The sequence below is a fragment of the Streptomyces deserti genome (assembly GCF_054782695.1).
Genome location: NZ_BAAGRZ010000001.1, coordinates 533,286 through 553,158, shown reverse-complemented (window position 1 = coordinate 553,158; position 19,873 = coordinate 533,286). Strand labels below are relative to the sequence as shown.

The following is a 19,873-nucleotide window of genomic DNA, read 5'->3' as shown; positions in this document are numbered from 1 at the left end:
GCCGGACAGCGCATGTGATCCTTCTCGCGCCCACCAGAGGCAACCCCACCACCTGCGCACTATCGTCATCCGGACAAAAGGAGGACGGACGTCAGGTGAAGCGGGGATTGCCTGCGTCTCATTCCGGGGGTGGTGCGAGCCGCATAGGGTTCGCGAAGGGATCCCCCACGCACGGGACGCGTGGGACGAACGGGGCGGGAGGCCGACGAGGCGTGGCGAATGCGGAGCACAGCGGGCGACCGGCGGAGGCGTTCGGGGCGACGGCCGTCGAAGAGGCAAGGGCACGCCTGCACGTGGCGCGCCTCGGACTGTGGCTGATCGCCGCCGTCCTCGCCGTACGGCAGGTGGCCGTCGTCCTGAGCACCCCGCGCGGGGAGCGGCTGACGGACCTCGAGACCTGGGTCGGCCCGAACGGCGTCCTGCACGTGAACGGGTCGCTGTACGACTCGACGCGCTTCACCGGCACCCCCTTCGGCGGTCTGGTCCTCAAACCCCTTACCCGGTCGGCCGAGCAGGCCCTCGGCTGGGGCTGGACCTTCGGCACGCTGCTGCTGGTCGTCGCGCTCGGCCTGGTCGCCGCCCGCGCCCTGCCGCAGCCCATCGGCCGCCGCACGGCGCTGCTGGCCGCACCGGTCGCGATCAGCCTGCTGATGCTGTCGCTGCCGGTGCGCAACACCCTCTGGCTCGGCCAGACCAGCATCATCCCGGTCCTGCTGGTGCTGCTGGGCTGCTTCGTCGCCCACGGCCAGAGAGTCAGCGGCCTGCTGATCGGTGTGGCGGCCGCGCTGCAGCCCACCCTCCTCCTCTTCACGCCCCTGCTGTGGTTCACCGGCCGCAGACAGGCCGCGCTGTCCACCGGCGTCACGTTCGCCGCCTGCACCGCGCTCGCCTGGGCCGCGATGCCGCACGACTCCTACACCTACTGGGTGCACCACATGGCGGGCGTCGGACTCGGCGGCAGGGCCGACGACCTCGCCAACCAGTCCCTGCACGGCGCCCTGCTGCGCCTCGGCCTGACCGGTCCCCTGGAGATCGGGCTCTTCCTGACGCTCGGCGCGGCCGTCGTCGCCCTCGGTCTGCGCCGCGCCGTGCGCTACGCCCGCGACGGCCAGCTGCTCCTCGCCGTCGCGATCACCGGCTGCGCCGCGATCGTCGTCTCACCCACCGCCTGGCAGCACCAGCTGCTGTGGGTGCTGCTCGCGTTCGTCGGCCGGGTCGGCAGACGCGCCTCCGACCGGTACGTCTGGCCGGTCGCCGTCGTCCTGGTGATGACGCTGCCGGCGAAGATGATGCTGCCGAACATGGCGGCCCTGTACCCGCTGCGCGACAACGTCGTCCTGCTGGCCGCCCTCGCCGCCGCCACCGCCATACCGTTCCTGTCCCGCACCTCGCCGTACTACCAGTCGCCGATCCCCACCGAGTACGCCCCTCCCGTACCCACCCGCTTCAGGCACATCCCCCTGCTGCCGTTCCTGCGCCGGGTCCTCACCCGCCCGAACCTCCTGCTGGAACTGCTCCTCATACGGGTCACGTACGCCGCCTACTCGAAGGTCCGCCTCGCCGCGACCGGCGGCAGCAACTCGGCCGGCCGGGCCCGTGCCGAGGAGCACGGCTGGCAGATCCTCGACCTCGAACGCGTCCTGTACCTCGACATCGAGCACACCATCAACCACGCCGTGGTGAAGATCGGCTGGCTGCGGAACTTCTTCGACTTCTACTACACGTCGTTCCACTTCGTGGTCCCGCTGACCGTCCTCGGCCTGCTCTACTGGCGCCGCCCGGTCGACTACCGCTGGGCCCGCGCCGCCCTCGGCTTCACCACCCTGCTCGCGCTCGTCGGCTTCTGGCTCTACCCGCTGGCCCCGCCGCGCCTGATGCCGACGCTCGGCATCATCGACACCGTGCACGGCGTGCAGGACTTCTCCAAGCCGGACTACGGCACACTGACCGCGCTCACCAACCAGTACGCGGCGATGCCGTCGCTGCACTTCGGCTGGTCGCTGTGGTGCGGCGTGGTGATCGCCGTCATCGCGCCGAAGGCCTGGATGAAGGCGCTGGGCCTGCTGCATCCCCTCTTCACGGTCTCGGCAATCGTGGCGACCGGCAACCACTGGGTGCTGGACGCGGTGGGCGGCGCGCTGGTCGTCGGCGCGGGCTTCGGCCTGACGTACGTCTTCCAGGGCCCGCGCGCGCGGACGGTGACGGCGGCGGCGGTCAGCAGCGAGCCGTCGGACCCGGTGAAGGACCGTACTCCGAGCTGATCCGGTACTCGCCGGGCGCGGACACGGTCAGCCGCGTGAACTCGCCGTCGCGGGACAGGCACCCGCCGTCGGACCGCAGCCACGGCGAGTACGCGATCCGCAGGGTGACGGCCCCCGGCCGCGACACCCGCAGGACGACATCGGCGCTGCTCGCCCGTACGACGGTCCCGGGCGCGGAGACGAGCGGTACGGCGTCCCGCACCCGGTAGACCCGCCAGTGCGCGTCCTGCCAGACCGGCTCCAGCCAGTCGGGCCGGTGGTCGCGCACCAGCCGGGCCTCCTCCTCGGCGAACCCGTCGGGCGTGCCCAGCGGCAGCACGACGAAGCCGACCGCCCACCGGTCCAGCCAGGCCCGGTAGGTGGCGGCGGAGAAGGAACCGTCGTAGAAGAGGCGGGCGCGCTCCATGTCGAGCTGGCGGTTCCAGCCGCGCGCCATGTTGATGTGCGGGGCGAGCTCGACGGCCTCACGGTGGTTGCGGGCCGGGACGACCTCCACCCGCGTACGGTCGGCACCGAGCCCGTCGAGGGCCCGTACGACCCCGTGGGTCTCGGCGGCCCAGGCGGGCACCACGGTGGAGACCCGGAGATCGTCGGCGGTCTTCTTGCCGACCCAGGCGACGGAGAAGACCAGGGCGGCGACGAGCAGGTTGCGGCGCAGCTTGCCGAGGCCGGGCAGGCTGAGGAGGGCGGCGAGCAGGACGGCGGGGGCGAACAGCTCCGCGAACCGCTCGACGTTCGTACCGACCGGGGAGGGGATGAGGTACGCGAGCACGGTCCCGGCCGCGTACACCGACCCGCCCCACCGGGCGACCCGCCACGAGCGCGGCGCCAGCGCGGTGACCGCCAGACCGAGGGCGACGGGCGGCCAGATACGGGCGAAGGGCATCAACTGCTCGCCCGTGAACGGGAAGAAGAGGGTGGTCAGCCCGACCACGGCGGCGGGCGGCGCCAGCAGGGGCAGGGCCCGGCCCCAGTCCCGTACGAGGAGAAAACCGGCGCCGACGACGGCCAGGAACAGCCCGGCGACCGGCGACGCCATGGTGGCGAGGGCGGCATAGGCCCCGGCGAGGACGACCCGCTTCTCCCGGGTGAGCAGCACACAGGCCGCGAGCCCGAAGGCGACGCCGAGCGCGAAGGTGGTGCGGCCGGAGGCGACGTTGCACCACAGCGCGAGGGAGGCGAGCAGGGCGGGGCCGAGGGGTCTTCGGACCCCGGCGCGCCTGATCAGCACGGCCGCCAGCCAGGAGGCGAGGAGCCCGGAGACGACGGTGACGGTCCGCACGCCGAGGGCGGCCATCAAGTACGGCGATATCAGGCTGTAGTTGGCGGTGTGCATGCCGCCGTACCAGAAGAGGTTGTACGCGGAGTCGCCGTGCCGGGACGCGAAGCCGGCCCACGCCTCCTGGGCGGCGAGGTCGCCGCCGCCCGTGGCGAGGAAGATCCACCAGAGCGCGTACAGGGGGAGTGTGGGAAGGGTGGCCAGGAGGGGGACGCGGTGGCGGGCCCACAAGGTGCGGAGGGGGTGGTTCCGCGCTGGGGACGGGAGTTCGGGCCGGGCACGGGTGAGTTCGGCTGAGACCACGGTTTCGAAGACGTGGAATCAGGCGGGAGCGTTCATCGGCGGGTGAAGACGGCTACGTCGCTGTCGAAGGCGCAGGCCAGAAGACCGCTCCTGTCGACGGCGAGAGCATGGCAGGGTCCGGGTACGGGGATGACGTCGACGGTGCCGCGGCTTTCGAGGTCCCAGACCCGGATCGTGTTGTCCGACGCGCCGGTGACGGCGACCGGGCGGTCGTCCAGGACGGTGCACGCGACGGCGAGCACCGCCCCCGTGTGCTCGGTCATCGGCCGGCCCATGGGCCGGCCGGTTCCCAGGTCCCAGACCTCTACCGACCGGTCATGGGAGCAGATCACGGCCACCGGGCGGTCATCCAGCACCACGCAGGCGATGGCATGCGCGTAAACGCCGTACAGGGTCCGTCCCGTGCGCTGACCGGTACGCAGATCCCAGATCCGCACGGTGAAGTCCTCCGAGCCGGTGACGGCGACCGGGCGACCGTCCAGCACGGTACAAGCCGCCGCTGACACCGGTCGCGTGTGGCCTTCGAGAGGCGGGTACAGGGCATGGCCCGTCGGGAGGTCCCACACCCATACCGTGTCGAACGTGCCGCCGACGACGGTCGGGCGGCCGTCCAGGACGGTGCAGGCCAGGGAGGTCACCCAGTCCTTGGGGCCGGTGAGCGGTGGACACGCGGCCTGCCCTGTCTCGATGTCCCACACCCGCACCGTGTCGTCGAGGGAACTGGTGACGGCGACCGGGCGATCGCCGAGCAGCGTGCAGGCCACTGACCACACGTCGCCGGTGTGACCCTCCAGGGGTACACCCACGGGCTGACCCGTGGCCATGTCCCACACGCGCGCCGTGTTGTCGTCGGAGCCGGTGACGAAGACGGGCCTCTCGCGTACCACCGCCAGGTCCATGGACCCGATGTCGTCGGCGTGACCGATCCTCGGCCGGCCGCATGCCTGACGAGGGGACAGGTCCCACACTCGGGCGGTGTCGTCGAACCCGCCGGTGACGGCGACGAGCCGTCCGGCCACCGACGCGGTCGCCACCGACCGCACGGCATCGACACGGCCACTGAGGGGAGTTCCCACCGGCTCGTGGGTTTTCAGGTCCCGGATCCGCAGCTCGCCGTTCACGGAGACAGTGATCGCGACCGGCCGACCGTGCAGCTCCGCACACGCCAGCGACGTCCCCCAGTCGTCGCCGTGATCGTCCCACGTGGCCAGGAGCCGGCTCGTCTCCAGATCCCAGACCTGCACCTTCTCCTCGTGCCCGGTTCCCACCACGACGGCGCGGCCGTCCACCTCGGCACACGCCAGCTCCGTCACCCAGACCTCTCCGTCACCCTGCAGCCGGCCCCGCTCGCGCAGCGTCGCCAGGTCCCACACCCGGAGGGACTCCCTACAGGCCGTGACGGCGACCGGCTCTCCGCCCACCACGGCACACACCATCGAGCCCACGTTGTCGGCGACCTCCACCGGCCTGCCCAGCGGCCGGCCGGTGGTGAGGTCCCAGAGGCGCAGCGTCCCGTCACCTGATGCGGTCACGACGACGGAAGTGCCGTCCAGTTCCGGGCAGGCCACCGCGTTCACGATCGAGGTGTGGCCGGTCAGAGGCCCTCCCCGGGGTCTGCCGGTGGTGAGGTCCCAGACGCGTACCGTCCCGTCCTCCGATCCGGTGACGGCGAGGGAGGCGCCGTTCAGTTCCGTGCAGGCCACGGTGGTCACGACCGCGGTGTGGCCGGTCTGCGGCGCTCCCAATGGTCTGCTGGTGGTGAGGTCCCAGACGCACACCGTCCCGTACGCCGATCCGGTGACCGCGACGGGCCGGCCGTCCAGCACGGTGCACGCCACAGCGGCCCCGCCGTCCGTGTGGGTCAGGGCGATGCTGTGCACGTTGCCCGAAACCCTCGAACCGGACGCGGCGAGCGGCTTCCACACCCGCTCGGCCGCCTTGCCGTTGAGCTCCTCCAGGACGGACGGCACGTTGTGCCGTGCCGCGTCCACCGCGAGGACCCGGCGGCGGCTCTCCGGGCCCAGGTCACGGTGGACGTCGACGGCGGCGAGGTAGACCGCCGCATGGAGCCGCGCGGTATCGCTCCCGGCCTTCAGCAGGTGGACCGTGAGCGTGTCGCAGTCCGCGTGGACCAGGTAGTCGAGGTCGGCCACCAACTCGTCGAGCAGCCCGGCCCGTACCGCGTGCGTCGCCAGATGCCGCAGCGCGTACGGATGCGCCCGCCCCCAGTCCCGCGCCCCGTCCGACCGGTACGGCACCGCCTGCCGCAAAGCCGCCGTGAAGCCCCGGTGCACCCTCCTCACGTCCTGCCCCTGTCGCAGATACTCCGCCATCGCCTCGTGGTACAGCCGGTACACCGACCGGCCGTCCTCGACGGCCTCCACGACGTACGCGCCGGCGTCGCGCCGCAGCCGGTACAGGTCCTGGTTGGTGTACGGCCATCCGGACAGCTCCGAGGCGAGGGGAGCCCAGATGTCCTCCCAGGGGACGCCCTGGCCCTCCGCGTAGGCCAGGGGGCGCAGGAGGCCGAGGATCCGCTCGGCGTCCTCGCCGAAGCGCTGGTGCAGGTCGCGGTGCATGGCGTCGGCGGCTCGGCTCGGCAGGGACCGGAGCCAGGCCGGGTCACTCGGGTCGGGCAGGGCCGGGGTCGCGGCGAGCGTGCCCGCTGTGATGCGGGCGACGAGGAAGGAGTGGTCGGCCGCTGTGGCGACCGCCCGGGCCACGGCGAGCCGGTGCGAGGCGTCGCAGTCGAGGTAGGGGGAGTCGGGGTGGGCGTCGAGGAGGTTGCGGACGGTGTAGGCGAGGACGGCCCGCGGGTCGGCGTAACGAGGTGAGTCGAGGTCGATGTGGCCGGCCCGGTCCAGGCCGAGCGGGGCGAAGAGGTGGGGGCGGGTGCCCAGGAGCAGGCGCAGATGAGGGCCGGCCAGTTCCATCAAGGGGCGAAGGACCCGGCCGCACAGGGTGGACGGCGTGACCGCCTCGTCCAGGCCGTCGATCAGGACGACGTGCGGCCGGTCCGGTTCCGGGCGCGTGTTCAGGTGGTTCAGCAGCTCCGCCAGAACCTCCGTGGACGGCGACCGCAACGCCGCCGCGATCGCCCGTACGACCTGCTGGTCGGTGAGGTTCTGCGCGTACACCGCCGTGCCGACCGCCTTCTCGCGCGGCAGCTGTCCGTCCCTCAGGCCCAGGCTCGCCAGCGGTACCGTACGCCGGTACGCGGGGTCGCTCAGCGCTGCCAGCAGCCCCAGGACGGCGGTCTTGCCCGACCCCGGATCACCGGTGACCACCAGCGTCGGGCGATCGTCCGGCAGGTCGCCGAGCCAGCCGGTGATGTCCCCCAGGGCCCGGTGGCGGCCGGAGAACCACCAGCCCACCCGGGTCGGATCGCTGTGTCCCATCGCCCGCCGCAGCAGCCGCGTCCGGAACTCCACGTCCCGCCGCCGGTCCTGCTCGTCCCACTCGGCGGCCTGCTGAAGGGCCATGTCCGTGTGGGACAGCCGGGGACTGTGCTTGGCGTTGGGCAGGAAGGGAGGGATCTCCCCGGTCAGGCCGATGATCTCCAGGCCGATGTGCTGGAAGCCGGGACGCCTGGGGTTCTTGGCCGTCGCGTTGACCACCGCGTCCAGGGACAGGAGCTCCGGTGTGCAGCCGGCCGTGGCCAGACTCGTCACCGCCTCCGTCAGCAGCTCGGGGAAGGCCCCGGTCCGGGCGAGCTCGGTCGGCTGGGCCGACGTGACCACCGCCAGGCCCGCGTCCTTGTCCCGCCAGTCGTTCTTCAACTTCGCCATGGCGGCGAGCAGTTCGTTGCCGCCGTGCCCGGAGAAGCACGTGTCGAGCATCAGCAGCAGCCGGCGCACCTTCGTCCCGGCGAGGATCTTGCGTGCCAGCGTGCTGGGCAGCAGCGCGTCGTACAGGTCGTCGGGGTCCGTGTCGGAGGTGAGGAGGACGTACTCGCCGTTGTCCAGCACCTCGCCGTGCCCGGCGACGTACACCGCCACCACGTCGTCCGGGCGGCGCTCCGGCGAGCGGCAGAACTCCCGCAGCTCCCACAGGAGTTGGTGTTGAGTCGGGTTCAGGCCCAGGTCGGACACGTGCTGATAGCCGAGCTTGCCCGTGAACAGCTCCACCATCCGACGGCGTGCCTCGGCCAGGCCCGGCCGGTTCCACTCCAGCTCCGCGGGCGCGTGCGGATAGTGGCTGATCGCGGTCGCGATGAGAAAGCGCCGAGGCTCGCTCCCGCTCATGCCAGGCCCTCCGCCACCGCTTCGCCCGTCTCCTTCGCCGTGAGGTAGCGCGTGGCGTCGTGGGCGTGCGAGCCGTTGTGGACGACTTTCCCTGCCACGCCCGTGCCGAAGAACAGCGACAGGTCCCGCACCGCGGCCACCACGTCACCCTCGTCGACGACGTTCGTCCACCGCACGGTGCCCGGCCACGCTCCCGGCTCGGGGCGCAGCCGGTCGTGGACCATCCGCATCCCCAGCGGCGATCCCAGCGTCACCAGCGTCCGCACCTGGTGGTCCTCGGACCGCGCGCACAGCGCCTCGTACGCGACGACCGAGCCCAGCGAGTGTGCGACCACCACCCGCGTGTCCGGCCCGATCAGCTCCTCCACCCGGCTTCGGGCCGCCGCCCGCAGGACGTCGTCCGTCAGATAGCGGTGGACCTGCTTCAGGTCGAAGACGAGGGCCCGCAGGGAGACTTCGGCGAAGAAACGCGAGTGTTGCAGGACCCGCAGGGCCGTCTGCACCGCGCGCGGTGAGCGAGTCAGCGTGTCCGCTCCCGGCGGTGGCACGGCCGGGTCGGTCCGGGCACAGGCCGCCCACCACTCCAGCAGCAGCTCGCTTTCCAGACCCTCGTCACCCTCGTCGACGTCGCTCGCCGTGAACAGCGGGTCGCCGACGGCGAGCGTGTGTCCGGCGGGCCGGAACAAGTCGCCGTAGAACGCCATGCGCAGGTCACCGGAGGCGAGTTTCGGACCGTCCGCCCGGTCCAGTCCGTCGGCGAGCGCCGGCTCCCAGTCCTTCAGCAGCGTATGGGCGCCCAGCCGCTGCTTGCCCACCCCGTGCACACCGACAATCCGCGCCATCGCCCCGTCCCCCGAGCCCCGCAAGGTGCGTTCACTCTAGAGCGACCGGTGCGGCCCCGCATTCGAACCACACGGTCTTGCCGCCCCGGGGCCCGGGATCCACGCCCCACTTGTCGGCCACCGCGTCCAGCAGCACCAGCCCACGACCGCTCTCCGCGTCCCACGCCAACCCGGTCGGCAGCGCGGGCAGTTCGTCGCAGCCGTCCGTCACCTCCACCCTCACCCCCGCGGCCTGCCGCAGCAGCAGGAGGGTGCAGCGCCGGTCCGGGACGTGGCGTACGACGTTGGCGAGCAGCTCGGTCACGCCCAGCTCGACGGTGTCGGACAGCTCGGGCATCTCCCATTCGTTCAGAAACGAGCGGACGATGCGGCGGATGTGCCGGGCCGCGTGCTCGCCGACGGTGAGGCTGAGGGTGTACTGCGAGGGGCGGGGCACCAGGGCGGTGGGGGGAATGTATGCGTTCACGCCACGAGAGTGCCCCCGCGCGACTACTCTCGGCTACCGAACGGATACAACCGGTCCTGGAGTGGGCCGAGTTGTGCGAGAGGGGGCTCTGCGTGACCCACATCAACGCTCTGGACCCGGGCGCTTCTGCGCTCGACTACTACGGCTATGAGCTGCGGCGGCTGCGGGAAGCCGCCGGACTGACGCAGAAACAGCTCGGAAGCATCCTCAGCTACACGGGGTCCCTGGTGGGCCAGATCGAGACGGCCAGGAAGGTCCCGACACCGGAGTTCAGCGAGCGGGCGGATGCGGCGCTGGGGTCGGACGGTTTGCTGTCCCGGTTGGTGGAGTTGGTGTTGCGTAGCCAACTTCCGGCGTGGTTTCAGCAGGTGGCGGAGTTGCAGGCGCGGGCTGGAGAGATCTACTCCTTCGAGACGCACATGGTGCACGGTCTCCTCCAGACCGAGGCGTATGCCCGTGCCGTGCTCGGCGTTCTCGACCAGACTCGCCTTGACGACCGTGTTGCGGCCCGGCTCGCGCGTCAGCGCATCTTCGAGAAGGAGGAGCCACCGGTCTTCTGGGCGATCCTCAGCGAGGCTGCGCTGTACCAGGAGATCGGCGGCCGAGAGACCATGCGGGGGCAACTCGCTCATCTGTTGTCTTTCAAGGGCAACCCTCGGATCAACATCCAGGTGTTGCCGTTCTCCGCCGGGGCGCACACGGGGCTGCAAGGCTCGTTCGACCACTACCGCTTCGACAGCGACCCGGCCATCGTTTATACGGAGGGCTACGGCGGCAGCGGGCATCCAACCGCAAACCCGGACACAGTCAAGAAGTGCTCGCTCCGTTACGATCATCTTCAAGCCGCCGCTCTCTCCCTCAAGGACTCGGCGGCGCTGATCCGGCGGGTAATGGAGGAACGCTATGGAGAACAACGCGATACTGACGGGGATCCAGTGGCGTAAGTCCAGCTACAGCGGAGACGAGGGCGGCAACTGCGTCGAGTGCGCGCCGATCGGGGCCCTGGCCTGGCGCAAGTCCACGTACAGCGGCGACCAGGGCGGCGAGTGCGTGGAGATCGCCGAACTTCCCGGCGCCGCCGTCGCGGTACGCGACTCCAAGAACCCGGCGGGCCCGACCCTCACGGTCGCCCCCGCCGCATTCACCACCTTCCTCACCTGGACGGCGACTACAACCGCTGAATGATCGTCCCGGTGGCCAACCCGCCCCCGGCACACATCGTCACCAGCGCGAACTCCTTGTCCGCCCGCTCCAGTTCATGCAACGCGGTCGTGAGGAGCCGGGCCCCGGTGGCCCCCACCGGGTGCCCGAGCGCGATCGCACCGCCGTTGACATTGACCTTCTCCAGGTCCTGCTCGAAGACCTGCGCCCAGCTCAGCACCACCGACGCGAACGCCTCGTTGATCTCCACCAGGTCGATGTCCCGCAGGGACATCCCCGCCTTGCCCAGCACGGCCTTCGTCGCGTCGATCGGACCGTCCAGGTGGAAGTGCGGGTCGGCACCGACCAGCGCCTGGGCGACGATCCGCGCCCTCGGCCTCAGCTTCAGCGCACGCGCCATCCGCTTCGACGCCCACAGGAGCGCCGCCGCGCCATCCGAGATCTGTGACGAGTTGCCCGCCGTGTGCACCGCCGTCGGCATGATCGGCTTCAGGGACGCCAACGCCTCCATCGACGTGTCGCGCAACCCCTCGTCCTTGTCGACCAGGCGCCACATGCCCTGACCGGCGTACTGCTCCTCCTCCGTCGTCGGCACCTGGACCGCGAACGTCTCCCGCTTGAACCGCTCCTCGGACCAGGCGATCGCGGCCCGCTCCTGCGAGAGGAGCCCGAGTGCGTCGACGTTCTCCCGCGTCAGGCCCCGATGCCGCGCGATCCTCTCCGCCGCCTCGAACTGATTGGGCAGGTCCACGTTCCACTCGTCCGGGAACGGCTTCCCGGGCCCGTGCTTCGACCCCGACCCCAGCGGCACCCGTGACATCGACTCCACCCCGCACGAGACACCGACGTCGATGACCCCCGCCGCGATCATGTTGGCCACCATGTGCGAGGCCTGCTGCGAGGACCCGCACTGCGCGTCGACCGTCGTGGCCGCCGTCTCGTACGGCAGGCCCATGGTCAGCCAGGCCGTGCGCGCGGGGTTCATGGACTGTTCGCCGGCGTGGGTGACCGTGCCGCCCACGATCTGTTCGACGCAGTCGGCGGGGATGCCGGTGCGGCCCAGCAGTTCGCGGTACGTCTCGCCCAGGAGGTAGGCGGGGTGCAGGTTGGCGAGCGCGCCGCCGCGCCTGCCGATGGGGGTGCGTACGGCTTCGACGATCACGGGTTCGGCGACCATGGGGGCGGTCCTCTCCTCCGGCACCAGGAACTAGTACGCGTTCTAGTCCTGTCATGCAGTCTGCTGACGTGACGTGCAACACCGCAAGGGTCGGGACCCAATTGGGGTCGACATGGCTCTTGCCTCTTCTAGAACCCGTTACTACCTTCGCGGCAGCTCGATTCCTGATAGTTCGTCAGATTGCTGGAGCCTCTCATGCCCTGTCCAGCGCTGCCCGACGGGTTCGACTTCACCGACCCGGATCTGCTGCACCACCGCGTGCCCCTGCCGGAGTTCGCCGAGCTGCGCCGGGTGGAACCGGTCCACTGGGTCCCCCAGCCCGCGGGCGTGGCCGGCTTCCAGGACGAGGGCTACTGGGCCGTGACCCGGCACGCCGACGTCAGGTACGTCTCCACGCACCCGGAGCTGTTCTCCTCGTACCTCAACACGGCGATCATCCGCTTCAACGAGCACATCGACCGCGACTCGATCGACGCCCAGCGGCTCATCCTGCTCAACATGGACCCGCCGGAGCACACCCGGGTGCGGCAGATCGTGCAGCGGGGGTTCACGCCCCGGGCGATCCGCGTGCTGGAGGAGCGGCTGCGGGCCCGGGCCCACTCCATCGTGCAGGGCGCCCTCGCGCACTCCGGGCCCTTCGACTTCGTCACCGAGGTCGCCTGCGAACTGCCGCTGCAGGCGATCGCCGAGCTGCTCGGCGTACCGCAGGAGGACCGGGCCAAGATCTTCGACTGGTCCAACAAGATGATCGCGTACGACGATCCCGAGTACGCCATCACCGCGGAGGTCGGCGCCGAGTCGGCCACCGAGATCATCGCGTACGCGATGAACATGGCCGCCGAGCGCAAGCGGTGCCCGGCGCACGACATCGTCACCCGGCTCGTGGCGGCCGAGGACGAGGGGAATCTCAATTCCGACGAGTTCGGGTTCTTCGTGCTGATGCTGGCCGTGGCCGGCAACGAGACGACCCGCAATGCCATCACCCATGGCATGCACGCCTTCCTCACCCACCCCGGCCAGTGGGAGCTGTACAAGAGGGAGCGTCCGGCGACGGCGGCCGAGGAGATCGTGCGGTGGGCGGCGCCCGTCGCCGCCTTCCAGCGCACGGCCACGCAGGACACCGAGCTCGGCGGGAAGCGGATCAGGAAGGGCGACCGGGTCGGGCTGTTCTACGCCTCCGCCAACCACGATCCGGAGGTCTTCGACGACCCCGACGTCTTCGACATCACCCGCGACCCCAATCCCCACCTCGGCTTCGGCGGGGGCGGACCGCACTACTGCCTCGGCAAGTCGCTGGCCGTGCTGGAGATCGACCTCATCTTCAACGCCGTGGCGGATGCCATGCCCGGTCTGAGGCTCGTCGACGAACCCCGGCGGCTGCGCTCCGCGTGGATCAACGGTGTGAAGGAACTCCCGGTGAGCGCCGGCTGACGCTGAAGCGCCACGGGCGCGGCGCAGGTGAGGGGCATGGCGAAGGCGACGGCCCCGGGGATCCAGGGGGCCGCCGCCTTCGGTATGGGGGGCCGAGACGGGCCGGGATCAGTACCAGCCGTTGGCCTGCCAGAAGCTCCACGCGTCGCAGGCGCTGCCGTAGCGGTCCTTCATGTAGTCCAGGCCCCACTCGATCTGGGTGGCCGGGTTGGTCTTCCAGTCGGAGCCCGCCGAGGCCATCTTGGCGGCCGGCAGGGCCTGGACCAGGCCGTACGCGCCGGACGAGGCGTTGGTGGCGTTCACGTTCCAGTCGCTCTCGTGGTCGACGATCTTGGAGAAGCACTCGTACTGGGCCGAGTTCCCGATCATCTTCTTCGCGATCGCCTGCGCCGAGGAGGCCTCCGTCGTCGCGGCCTGCGCGGGCGCGGCGGCCATCAGCGTGCCGCAGGTGACGGCGGCGACGGCGGCACCGGTGAGGGCCTTCTTCGGAGTGGCGATGCGGCGGAGGAGGGAAACGGCGGTCACAGGGAGGTGCCTTTCGTCGGGGGCGGGGCGGTCGCGGCATGCCGGAACCAGGCGGTGCGGGGCGGTGACATGCGGCGGCGCCGCGGCCCTGGGGGCACGCCGGCGCCTGGTGACCCGTCCAGAGAAACAGCCCGGCCACCCGGCCGCAATCACCCCTTTTACTAGTGGTGGTCGCATGTGGGGTGTTGGTCCGTTGTGTGACTCGGCTCTCAACGCGCAGGTCAGAGCGGTGTGTGGCGGGTGCAGCGATGCCGCGGCGGGTACGGCCCCGCTTCGTAGGTGACCCACGTCATGTGGGGCGGTTCACCTCGGCGGGGTCTCGAACGTGACCGGCGTCTCGAAAGCGGCCCGGCGTGTGGCACGCCGTAGCGCCTTGAGCACGGGGCGGCCGAGGACGACGGTCAGGACGACCGTGACGACCGCGCGGCCCAGGTCCCAGCCGAGCGAGGTGGCCAGGCAGTAGGCGAGGAACCGGGCCAGGTTGGCCGGGAGCGCCGCCTGCGGGTCGAAGGCGATGGTCGAGGAGAGGGCGTTCATGAAGGGCCAGCCGGCCAGGTTCATCACCGTGCCGTAGGCGAAGGCGGCCAGGAAGCCGTATGCGGCGAGCAGCAGGAGTTCCGGGCGGCCGCGCAGGCGGTCCGGGCCCGGCAGCAGGCCCGCGCCCATCGTGAACCAGCCCATGGCCAGCATCTGGAACGGCATCCACGGGCCCACCCCGCCCGTGAGCAGCGCGGACGCGAACATCGTCACCGCGCCGAGGACGAAGCCGAAGCCGGGGCCGAGGACCCGGCCGCTGAGCACCATCAGGAAGAACATCGGCTCGATGCCGGCCGTACCGGCGCCGATGGGCCGCAGGGCGGCACCCGTGGCCGCCAGGACACCCAGCATCGCGACCGCCTTCGGCCCGAGCCCCGACTCGGAGATCGTCGCCGCGACGACCGCGACCAGCAGCACCAGCAGGCCCGCGAACAGCCAGGGGGCGTCCTGGGCGTGCGCGCCGAGCTGTGAGGTGGGCGGCGTGAGGAAGGGCCAGCCGAAGGCGACGACGCCCACGGCGCTCACGAGGGCGAGGGCCGCGAGGGAACGGGGGCCGAGGCGGACGGCCCGCGCCTGGCGCTGCGGGCCGGTCACGTCAGAGCCCTCCGGACCTGGGCGACCGTGAGCCACCGCTGCGGGGCGAGGATCTTGGTGACCTGCGGGGCGAAGGACGGTGAGGACACCACCACGTCCGCCGTCGGGCCGTCGGCGATCACCTCGCCGTCGGCGAGCAGGACCACCCGGTGGGCCAGCTCGGCGGCCAGCTCCACGTCGTGCGTGGCCAGCACGATGGCGTGCCCCTCGGCGGCCAGCCCGCGCAGCACGGCGACCAGGCGGGCCTTCGCCGCGTAGTCCAGGCCGCGGGTCGGCTCGTCCAGCAGGAGGAGGGGTGGGCGGGCGGTCAGGACGACGGCCAGGGCGAGCGCCAGGCGCTGGCCCTCGGAGAGGTCCCGGGGGTGCGTGCCGTCGGTGACGCCCGGGAGCAGGCCGGTGACCAGGGCGCGGCACGTGCCGGGGCTCGCGCCCGCGTCCGCGTCGGCCGCCGCGCACTCGGCGGCGACCGTGTCGGCGTACAGCAGGTCACGCGGCTCCTGCGGGACGAGACCGACCCGGCGTACGAGGTCACGCGGTGGGGTGCGGTGCGGGATCGCGTCACCGGCCCGGACGGAACCCGCGGCCGGTTCGACGAGCCCGACCAGCGCGCTGAGCAGCGTGGACTTCCCGGCACCGTTGCGGCCCATGAGGGCGACCGTCTCACCGGCGTCGACGGTCAGGTCGACATGGCGCAAGGCCCGGACACGGCCGCGGCGGACGGCGAGGGAGTGAACTTCCGCCGCGTGCCGGGGAGTTGCCGTGGTGGTGGGGACGGGGCGCTCGCGTCGCAGGCGCCAACGGGTGCGGAGGGGGGCCGGTTCGGTGGCGTGCGGTGCGGTGCCGGTGGGGGCCGGCGGTGCGCCGTCCGCCGGAGGCCGGGGCGCGCCCTCTTCTGCTGCGTCCGCCCGCTCCGTCAGCCGTTCCCGAAGAGGCGCCGCCCGTCGGCGCGCGTCCCGGACCGTCAGGGGCAGCGGGGCCCAGCCCGCCAGGCGGCCCAGGTCCACCACCGGCGGACACACCGGGGACACGGTCATCACCTCCGCCGGCGTGCCGAGGACCGGTGCCGCGCCCGGGCTCGGCAGGAGGACGACCTGGTCGGCGTACTGGACGACGCGTTCCAGGCGGTGTTCGGCCAGGAGGACCGTCGTGCCGAGGTCGTGGACGAGGCGTTGCAGGACCGCGAGGACCTCCTCGGCGGCCGCCGGGTCGAGGGCGGAGGTCGGTTCGTCGAGGACCAGCACCCGGGGGTGCGGGGTGAGGACCGAGCCGATCGCGACCCGCTGCTGCTGCCCGCCGGAGAGCGTGGCGATCGGGCGGTCGCGCAGGTCGGCCAGGCCCAGCAGGTCGAGGGTCTCCTCGACACGGCGTCGCATGACGTCCGGGGCGAGCCCCAACGACTCCATTCCGTAGGCGAGTTCGTCCTCGACGGTGTCCGTCACGAAGTGGGACAGCGGATCCTGGCCCACCGTGCCCACCACGTCGGCGAGTTCGCGCGGCTTGTGCGTACGGGTGTCACGGCCGGCCACCGTGACACGGCCGCGCAGGGTGCCGCCGGTGAAGTGCGGCACGAGCCCGCTGACCGCGCCGAGAACGGTCGACTTGCCGACGCCCGACGGGCCGACGAGCAGGACGAGTTCACCCTCCGGGACCTCGAAGTCCACGTCCCGGACGGTTGGTTCGGGCGCCCCGTCGTACGTCACGGAGACATCCTCGAAGCGGATCACGACGGCTCCTTGCGGGTGTCTTCGGGTGCTGGGGTGACGAAGGCCGGGAGCAGGCCGAGGAGAACGGCCGCCGCGGGCCACAGCGGAAGGGTGGGCGCGACCAGCGGGACCACACCGGGATGCAGGGCCGCCGGGTCACGGGAGGCCGCGAGGGCGAGCAGTGCCGCGACCGCCGCGCCCGAACCGGCGACCAGCCAGGCGCGGGCGTCCCAGCGGTCGGGCCGGTACCGGGTGCGCGGCGAACGCCGGCCGCCGAGCCACAGGCCCGCGAGGGCGGCGGTGAGGCCCGCGGCGAGGACGGGGAGCCCGTACGTGCCGCCTTCGGCGGTGAGCAGGCCGTACGTACCGGCGCAGACGCCGAGCAGGCCGCCGAGCGTCAGCACGGCGGTGGTACGGCGGACCGGGGCCGGGACCTGCGCGGTACGGCCGTACCCGCGGGCGTCCATCGCGGCGGCGAGGGCGACGGAACGCTCCAAAGCGCCCTCCAGGACCGGGAGTCCCACGTGCAGCAGGCCCCGTACGCCCTTGTCGGGGCGACCGCGCAGACGGCGGGCGGCGCGCAGCCGCTGGACGTCGGCGATGAGGTTCGGCGCGAAGGTGAGGGCCACGACCACGGCGACGCCCGTCTCGTACAGGGCGCCGGGGAGCGACTTGAGCAGGCGGGAGGGGCCGGCGAGGGCGTTGGCGGCGCCGACGCAGACGAGGAGGGTGGCCAGTTTCAGGCCGTCGTACAGGGCGAAGGTGAGGGCCTCGGCGGTGACCCTGCCGCCGAGGCGGATGCCCTGGGCCCAGTGCGGGAGCGGGAGTTCGGGAAGCGTGGCTATCACGTGCGTGCCGGGGATGGGGGAGCCGAGGACCACTGCGAAGAGGAGGCGGATGAGCAGGACGGCCAGGGCCAGTTTGAGGAAGGCGCCGTAGGAACGGGACCAGGGGGTGTTCGGGCGGCGGGTGGCCACGACGTAGGCCGAGACCGTGAGGAGGAGGGCGAGGAGGAGGGGGTTGGTGGTGCGGGTGGCGGCGGTGCCGAGGGCTGTCGCCCAGAGCCACCAGGCGCCGGGGTGGAGGGGGGCTGGGCGGTGGTGCCGGGAGGTGGGGTGCGCAGCCCGGCGCTGCGGGGTGCCGCCCGCAGGCTGCGCGCCGTTACGCATCCCCGCGCCGCCGTACCTGCCAGGTCGCTGCTGCGGCGAGCAGGGCGACCACGGCGATGCCCGCCACCAGACCCACGGACGGGCCGTCCTGCGAGGTGTTCTTCTCCGCTGCGGGCTGCTTCTCCTGGCTGCCGCCCGCCACCTGCTCGCCGCACCCCTTCTCCGGATACCCGGCGATCGCGCACAACAGCGCGTTGGTGTCGTAGCGGAGGGGCTTGGCGACCGTCGCAAGGGCGTCCGCGGTCGTCGCGTCGGGGGAGACGCGGGCGCAGGCCGTGCGGCGGGCCGGTGGGGTCTCGCCGGACGGGGCGTCCGCCGCCGTACCGAAGTCGAGGACGAGAGCCACCCGCTTCCTGCCGTCCTGCGCGGGTGTGTTCGCGCAGATGGTGGCGAAGTCGGCCGTGCCCCGGGGCTGGGCCGCGTCCGCCGAGTCCTCGCTGACCGTGAACCGGAAGCCCTGGACGTCGCCGTCGGAGGGGCGGGTGGTGGACGGGCCCTGGGTGGCGTAGGTCCAGTGGTCGCCGTCGCGCTCCCAGAAGGACCAGTAGCGGTAGCCCGTGGCCTGCGCCTGGACCGCACCCGCCAGGAGCAGGAACACGGCCAGGGCAAGGGTGACGGTCCGGCGGATCACGACTGTCGCCTCCGGGTGCGGCCGCTGAGCAGGAAGCCGATGCCGATGCCGGCGACGAGGCAGGCGCCGACGAACCACCAGACGTCGTAGGTCGGATTGTCCTTCGCCTCGTCCCGGGCGCCTTCCTGGTACGGGGTCGATTGCGGAGCCGGTCCCGTCGCGTTCAGCCGCGCGACCAGGTCCTCGCCGCCGAAGTCGGTCGGGTCGGTGTCCGTGGCGTGGGCGGCCAGAATCAACTGGGCGTAGGCGGCGGGGCCGTTCTGCTTCGCCCAGGCCGCGGAGTTCCGCTCCAGCCACCGCAACGGCTTCCTCGCCCGTTCGGCGCCGCCCTGTGCGGCGAGCGCGACGACGGCGTCGGCGGTGTTGCCGTGGTCGGGCTGGTCCGTGGAGCCGCCGAGGGCGGACGTGAGGTGGCCGTTCTCGGCGACCGCGGCCGCGAGATGGGCGGCGCCGTTGGCCGCCGCCTGTTCCGGGGTGCGGGGGCCGGTGCACTGGGCGGCGTCCGTCTGCTTGCCGGGCTTGACCGCCAGGCCCTTGCCGAGCGCGCCGAGCACACCCGCGGCCGTCGCGTCCGCGTTGGCGACGAGTTCGCCCTTCTTGCCCGGCTGGAAGGCGAACGCGCCGCCGCCGTCCTCCCCGCACGGCACCGCCAGCTTCAGCAGCGCGTCGTACGGCGACCTGCCGTCCTTGACGACCTGCGCCGGTTTCTCGCCGACGGCGGTCAGTGCGCCGATGACGACGGACGTCGAGTTGGCGTCGCTGGGTCCGCCCGGGGTGTAGCCCCAGCCGCCGTCCTCGTTCTGCACGGACTTCAGCCAGGTGACCGCCTTGCCGGTGGCGGCGTCGTGGCCGCCGAGCGCGGTGAGGGCCTGGACGGCGGCGGCCGTCTGGTTCGTGTCGACGGGCGTCTTGGCGTCGCAGGCCTTGGACGGGTCGGCGCGGAACGGGGCGAACGCGCCGTCGGCGCACTGCTGCTCCACCAGCCAGGCGATGGCACTCGACGCGGGCTTCACGCCCACCGTGTCCTGCGCGAGCAGGGCCAGCGACTGGCGCCAGACGCCGTCGAACTTCGGGTCGGCGGTGCCGTACAGGCCGGCGGGCAGCTTGGGCGACGGGGACGGACCGGCGGCGACGGCGGGCGTGGCGGCGCCGATCACGGCGGTGGCGGCCAGGACCGCGGCGCTGCGGCGGACGTTCATGATCGGCGGGTGCCTCTCCCTGTGGGGAGCCGGGCAGCACGGGACACCCCGGCGGCTCGGCTCCGCATTCCTCGACGGTGCCGTGCGGCGGCGGACTGCCGGCGCACGCGAGCCGGTCACGATCCCGAGCGGGGCGATCCGGCTCACCGCCCGGAGGCGGGCGGCTCACGGTTGCGGGTCAGCGCCGGAATTGCACCGGCTTTCCCCCGTACGGGTGTGGACGACCTGGCCACTGTACCCGCCCGTAGGGAACGGGCTGAGGGGTCCCTGCGCGCCGGGGTGGGTATGGCGCGGTTGAAGGTGACGGAGTTCCCGGACGGTTTCGTCGATCCGGCGGTCATCAGATGCGAC

Annotated in this window: 15 protein-coding genes; 4 read left to right on the top strand and 11 right to left on the bottom strand. The window is 72.2% G+C overall.

From position 1 onward, the window contains the following. The first annotated feature begins 212 nt into the window (after positions 1 to 212). Positions 213 to 2,261: a bifunctional glycosyltransferase 87/phosphatase PAP2 family protein gene (locus ACYVMZ_RS02480; RefSeq protein WP_461074912.1), complete on the top strand. Its 2,049-nt coding sequence runs from the start codon at positions 213 to 215 to the stop codon at positions 2,259 to 2,261. On the opposite strand, the gene ACYVMZ_RS02475 is transcribed toward ACYVMZ_RS02480, so the two are convergent. Genes ACYVMZ_RS02475 through ACYVMZ_RS02460 form a run of 4 tightly spaced genes read right to left on the bottom strand, consistent with a single transcriptional unit; the run spans position 2,215 to position 9,395 of the window. Next, positions 2,215 to 3,843: a hypothetical protein gene (locus ACYVMZ_RS02475; RefSeq protein WP_461074910.1), complete on the bottom strand. Its 1,629-nt coding sequence runs from the start codon at positions 3,841 to 3,843 to the stop codon at positions 2,215 to 2,217. The genes ACYVMZ_RS02480 and ACYVMZ_RS02475 overlap by 47 nt on opposite strands. Before the next feature lie 32 nt (positions 3,844 to 3,875). Then, positions 3,876 to 8,087, bottom strand: a complete 4,212-nt coding sequence (locus ACYVMZ_RS02470; protein ID WP_461074908.1) for a caspase family protein — start codon at positions 8,085 to 8,087, stop codon at positions 3,876 to 3,878. Beyond that, positions 8,084 to 8,929, bottom strand: a complete 846-nt coding sequence (locus tag ACYVMZ_RS02465) for a lipase family protein (RefSeq protein ID WP_461074906.1) — start codon at positions 8,927 to 8,929, stop codon at positions 8,084 to 8,086. The genes ACYVMZ_RS02470 and ACYVMZ_RS02465 overlap by 4 nt, the downstream gene beginning before the upstream one ends. Before the next feature lie 31 nt (positions 8,930 to 8,960). Further along, entirely contained in the window at positions 8,961 to 9,395 is a 435-nt protein-coding gene (locus tag ACYVMZ_RS02460) for an ATP-binding protein (RefSeq protein WP_461074904.1), read from the bottom strand. A gap of 92 nt (positions 9,396 to 9,487) precedes the next feature. Here ACYVMZ_RS02460 and ACYVMZ_RS02455 point away from each other — a divergent pair, with 92 nt between their 5' ends. Both ACYVMZ_RS02455 and ACYVMZ_RS02450 read left to right on the top strand, forming a co-directional pair. Then, positions 9,488 to 10,339, top strand: coding sequence for a helix-turn-helix domain-containing protein (locus ACYVMZ_RS02455; protein WP_461074902.1), 852 nt, complete (start codon positions 9,488 to 9,490; stop codon positions 10,337 to 10,339). Beyond that, complete coding sequence (locus ACYVMZ_RS02450; RefSeq protein ID WP_461074900.1) at positions 10,299 to 10,580, top strand: DUF397 domain-containing protein; 282 nt, start codon at positions 10,299 to 10,301, stop codon at positions 10,578 to 10,580. Before ACYVMZ_RS02455 ends, ACYVMZ_RS02450 begins: the two co-directional genes overlap by 41 nt. On the opposite strand, the gene ACYVMZ_RS02445 is transcribed toward ACYVMZ_RS02450, so the two are convergent. Continuing rightward, a complete protein-coding gene (locus ACYVMZ_RS02445) occupies positions 10,564 to 11,733 on the bottom strand; it encodes a steroid 3-ketoacyl-CoA thiolase (RefSeq protein WP_461074898.1) in 1,170 nt (389 codons plus the stop codon). The genes ACYVMZ_RS02450 and ACYVMZ_RS02445 overlap by 17 nt on opposite strands. Positions 11,734 to 11,928: 195 nt before the next feature. Between ACYVMZ_RS02445 and ACYVMZ_RS02440 the strand changes: the two genes are divergently transcribed. Further along, complete coding sequence (locus ACYVMZ_RS02440; protein ID WP_461074896.1) at positions 11,929 to 13,164, top strand: cytochrome P450; 1,236 nt, start codon at positions 11,929 to 11,931, stop codon at positions 13,162 to 13,164. A gap of 108 nt (positions 13,165 to 13,272) precedes the next feature. Here the strand turns inward: ACYVMZ_RS02440 and ACYVMZ_RS02435 are convergent, their stop codons facing one another. The 6 genes from ACYVMZ_RS02435 to ACYVMZ_RS02410 all read right to left on the bottom strand — a co-directional run bounded on the left by ACYVMZ_RS02435 (position 13,273) and on the right by ACYVMZ_RS02410 (position 19,522). Beyond that, positions 13,273 to 13,689: an aggregation-promoting factor C-terminal-like domain-containing protein gene (locus ACYVMZ_RS02435; protein ID WP_461074894.1), complete on the bottom strand. Its 417-nt coding sequence runs from the start codon at positions 13,687 to 13,689 to the stop codon at positions 13,273 to 13,275. Between the two features lie 303 nt (positions 13,690 to 13,992). Continuing rightward, on the bottom strand, positions 13,993 to 14,820 hold the full coding sequence (locus tag ACYVMZ_RS02430) for an ECF transporter S component (RefSeq protein WP_461074892.1): 828 nt from the start codon (positions 14,818 to 14,820) through the stop codon (positions 13,993 to 13,995). Next, positions 14,817 to 16,544: an ABC transporter ATP-binding protein gene (locus tag ACYVMZ_RS02425; RefSeq protein ID WP_461074890.1), complete on the bottom strand. Its 1,728-nt coding sequence runs from the start codon at positions 16,542 to 16,544 to the stop codon at positions 14,817 to 14,819. The genes ACYVMZ_RS02430 and ACYVMZ_RS02425 overlap by 4 nt, the downstream gene beginning before the upstream one ends. Beyond that, a complete protein-coding gene (locus ACYVMZ_RS02420) occupies positions 16,541 to 17,692 on the bottom strand; it encodes an energy-coupling factor transporter transmembrane component T (protein WP_461074888.1) in 1,152 nt (383 codons plus the stop codon). The genes ACYVMZ_RS02425 and ACYVMZ_RS02420 overlap by 4 nt, the downstream gene beginning before the upstream one ends. After that, positions 17,685 to 18,323, bottom strand: coding sequence for an SCO2322 family protein (locus ACYVMZ_RS02415; RefSeq protein ID WP_461074886.1), 639 nt, complete (start codon positions 18,321 to 18,323; stop codon positions 17,685 to 17,687). Before ACYVMZ_RS02415 ends, ACYVMZ_RS02420 begins: the two co-directional genes overlap by 8 nt. Next, on the bottom strand, positions 18,320 to 19,522 hold the full coding sequence (locus tag ACYVMZ_RS02410; RefSeq protein ID WP_461074884.1) for a prenyltransferase/squalene oxidase repeat-containing protein: 1,203 nt from the start codon (positions 19,520 to 19,522) through the stop codon (positions 18,320 to 18,322). Before ACYVMZ_RS02410 ends, ACYVMZ_RS02415 begins: the two co-directional genes overlap by 4 nt. Between the last annotated feature and the right edge of the window lie 351 nt (positions 19,523 to 19,873).

Coding starts and splice junctions, on each gene's coding strand:
- ACYVMZ_RS02470 (WP_461074908.1), bottom strand. CDS start 8,087: ATGAGCGGGAGCGAGCCTCGGCGCTTTCTCATCGCGACCGCGATCAGC.
- ACYVMZ_RS02465 (WP_461074906.1), bottom strand. CDS start 8,929: ATGGCGCGGATTGTCGGTGTGCACGGGGTGGGCAAGCAGCGGCTGGGC.
- ACYVMZ_RS02450 (WP_461074900.1), top strand. CDS start 10,299: ATGGAGAACAACGCGATACTGACGGGGATCCAGTGGCGTAAGTCCAGC.
- ACYVMZ_RS02445 (WP_461074898.1), bottom strand. CDS start 11,733: ATGGTCGCCGAACCCGTGATCGTCGAAGCCGTACGCACCCCCATCGGC.
- ACYVMZ_RS02440 (WP_461074896.1), top strand. CDS start 11,929: ATGCCCTGTCCAGCGCTGCCCGACGGGTTCGACTTCACCGACCCGGAT.
- ACYVMZ_RS02420 (WP_461074888.1), bottom strand. CDS start 17,692: ATGCGTAACGGCGCGCAGCCTGCGGGCGGCACCCCGCAGCGCCGGGCT.
- ACYVMZ_RS02410 (WP_461074884.1), bottom strand. CDS start 19,522: ATGAACGTCCGCCGCAGCGCCGCGGTCCTGGCCGCCACCGCCGTGATC.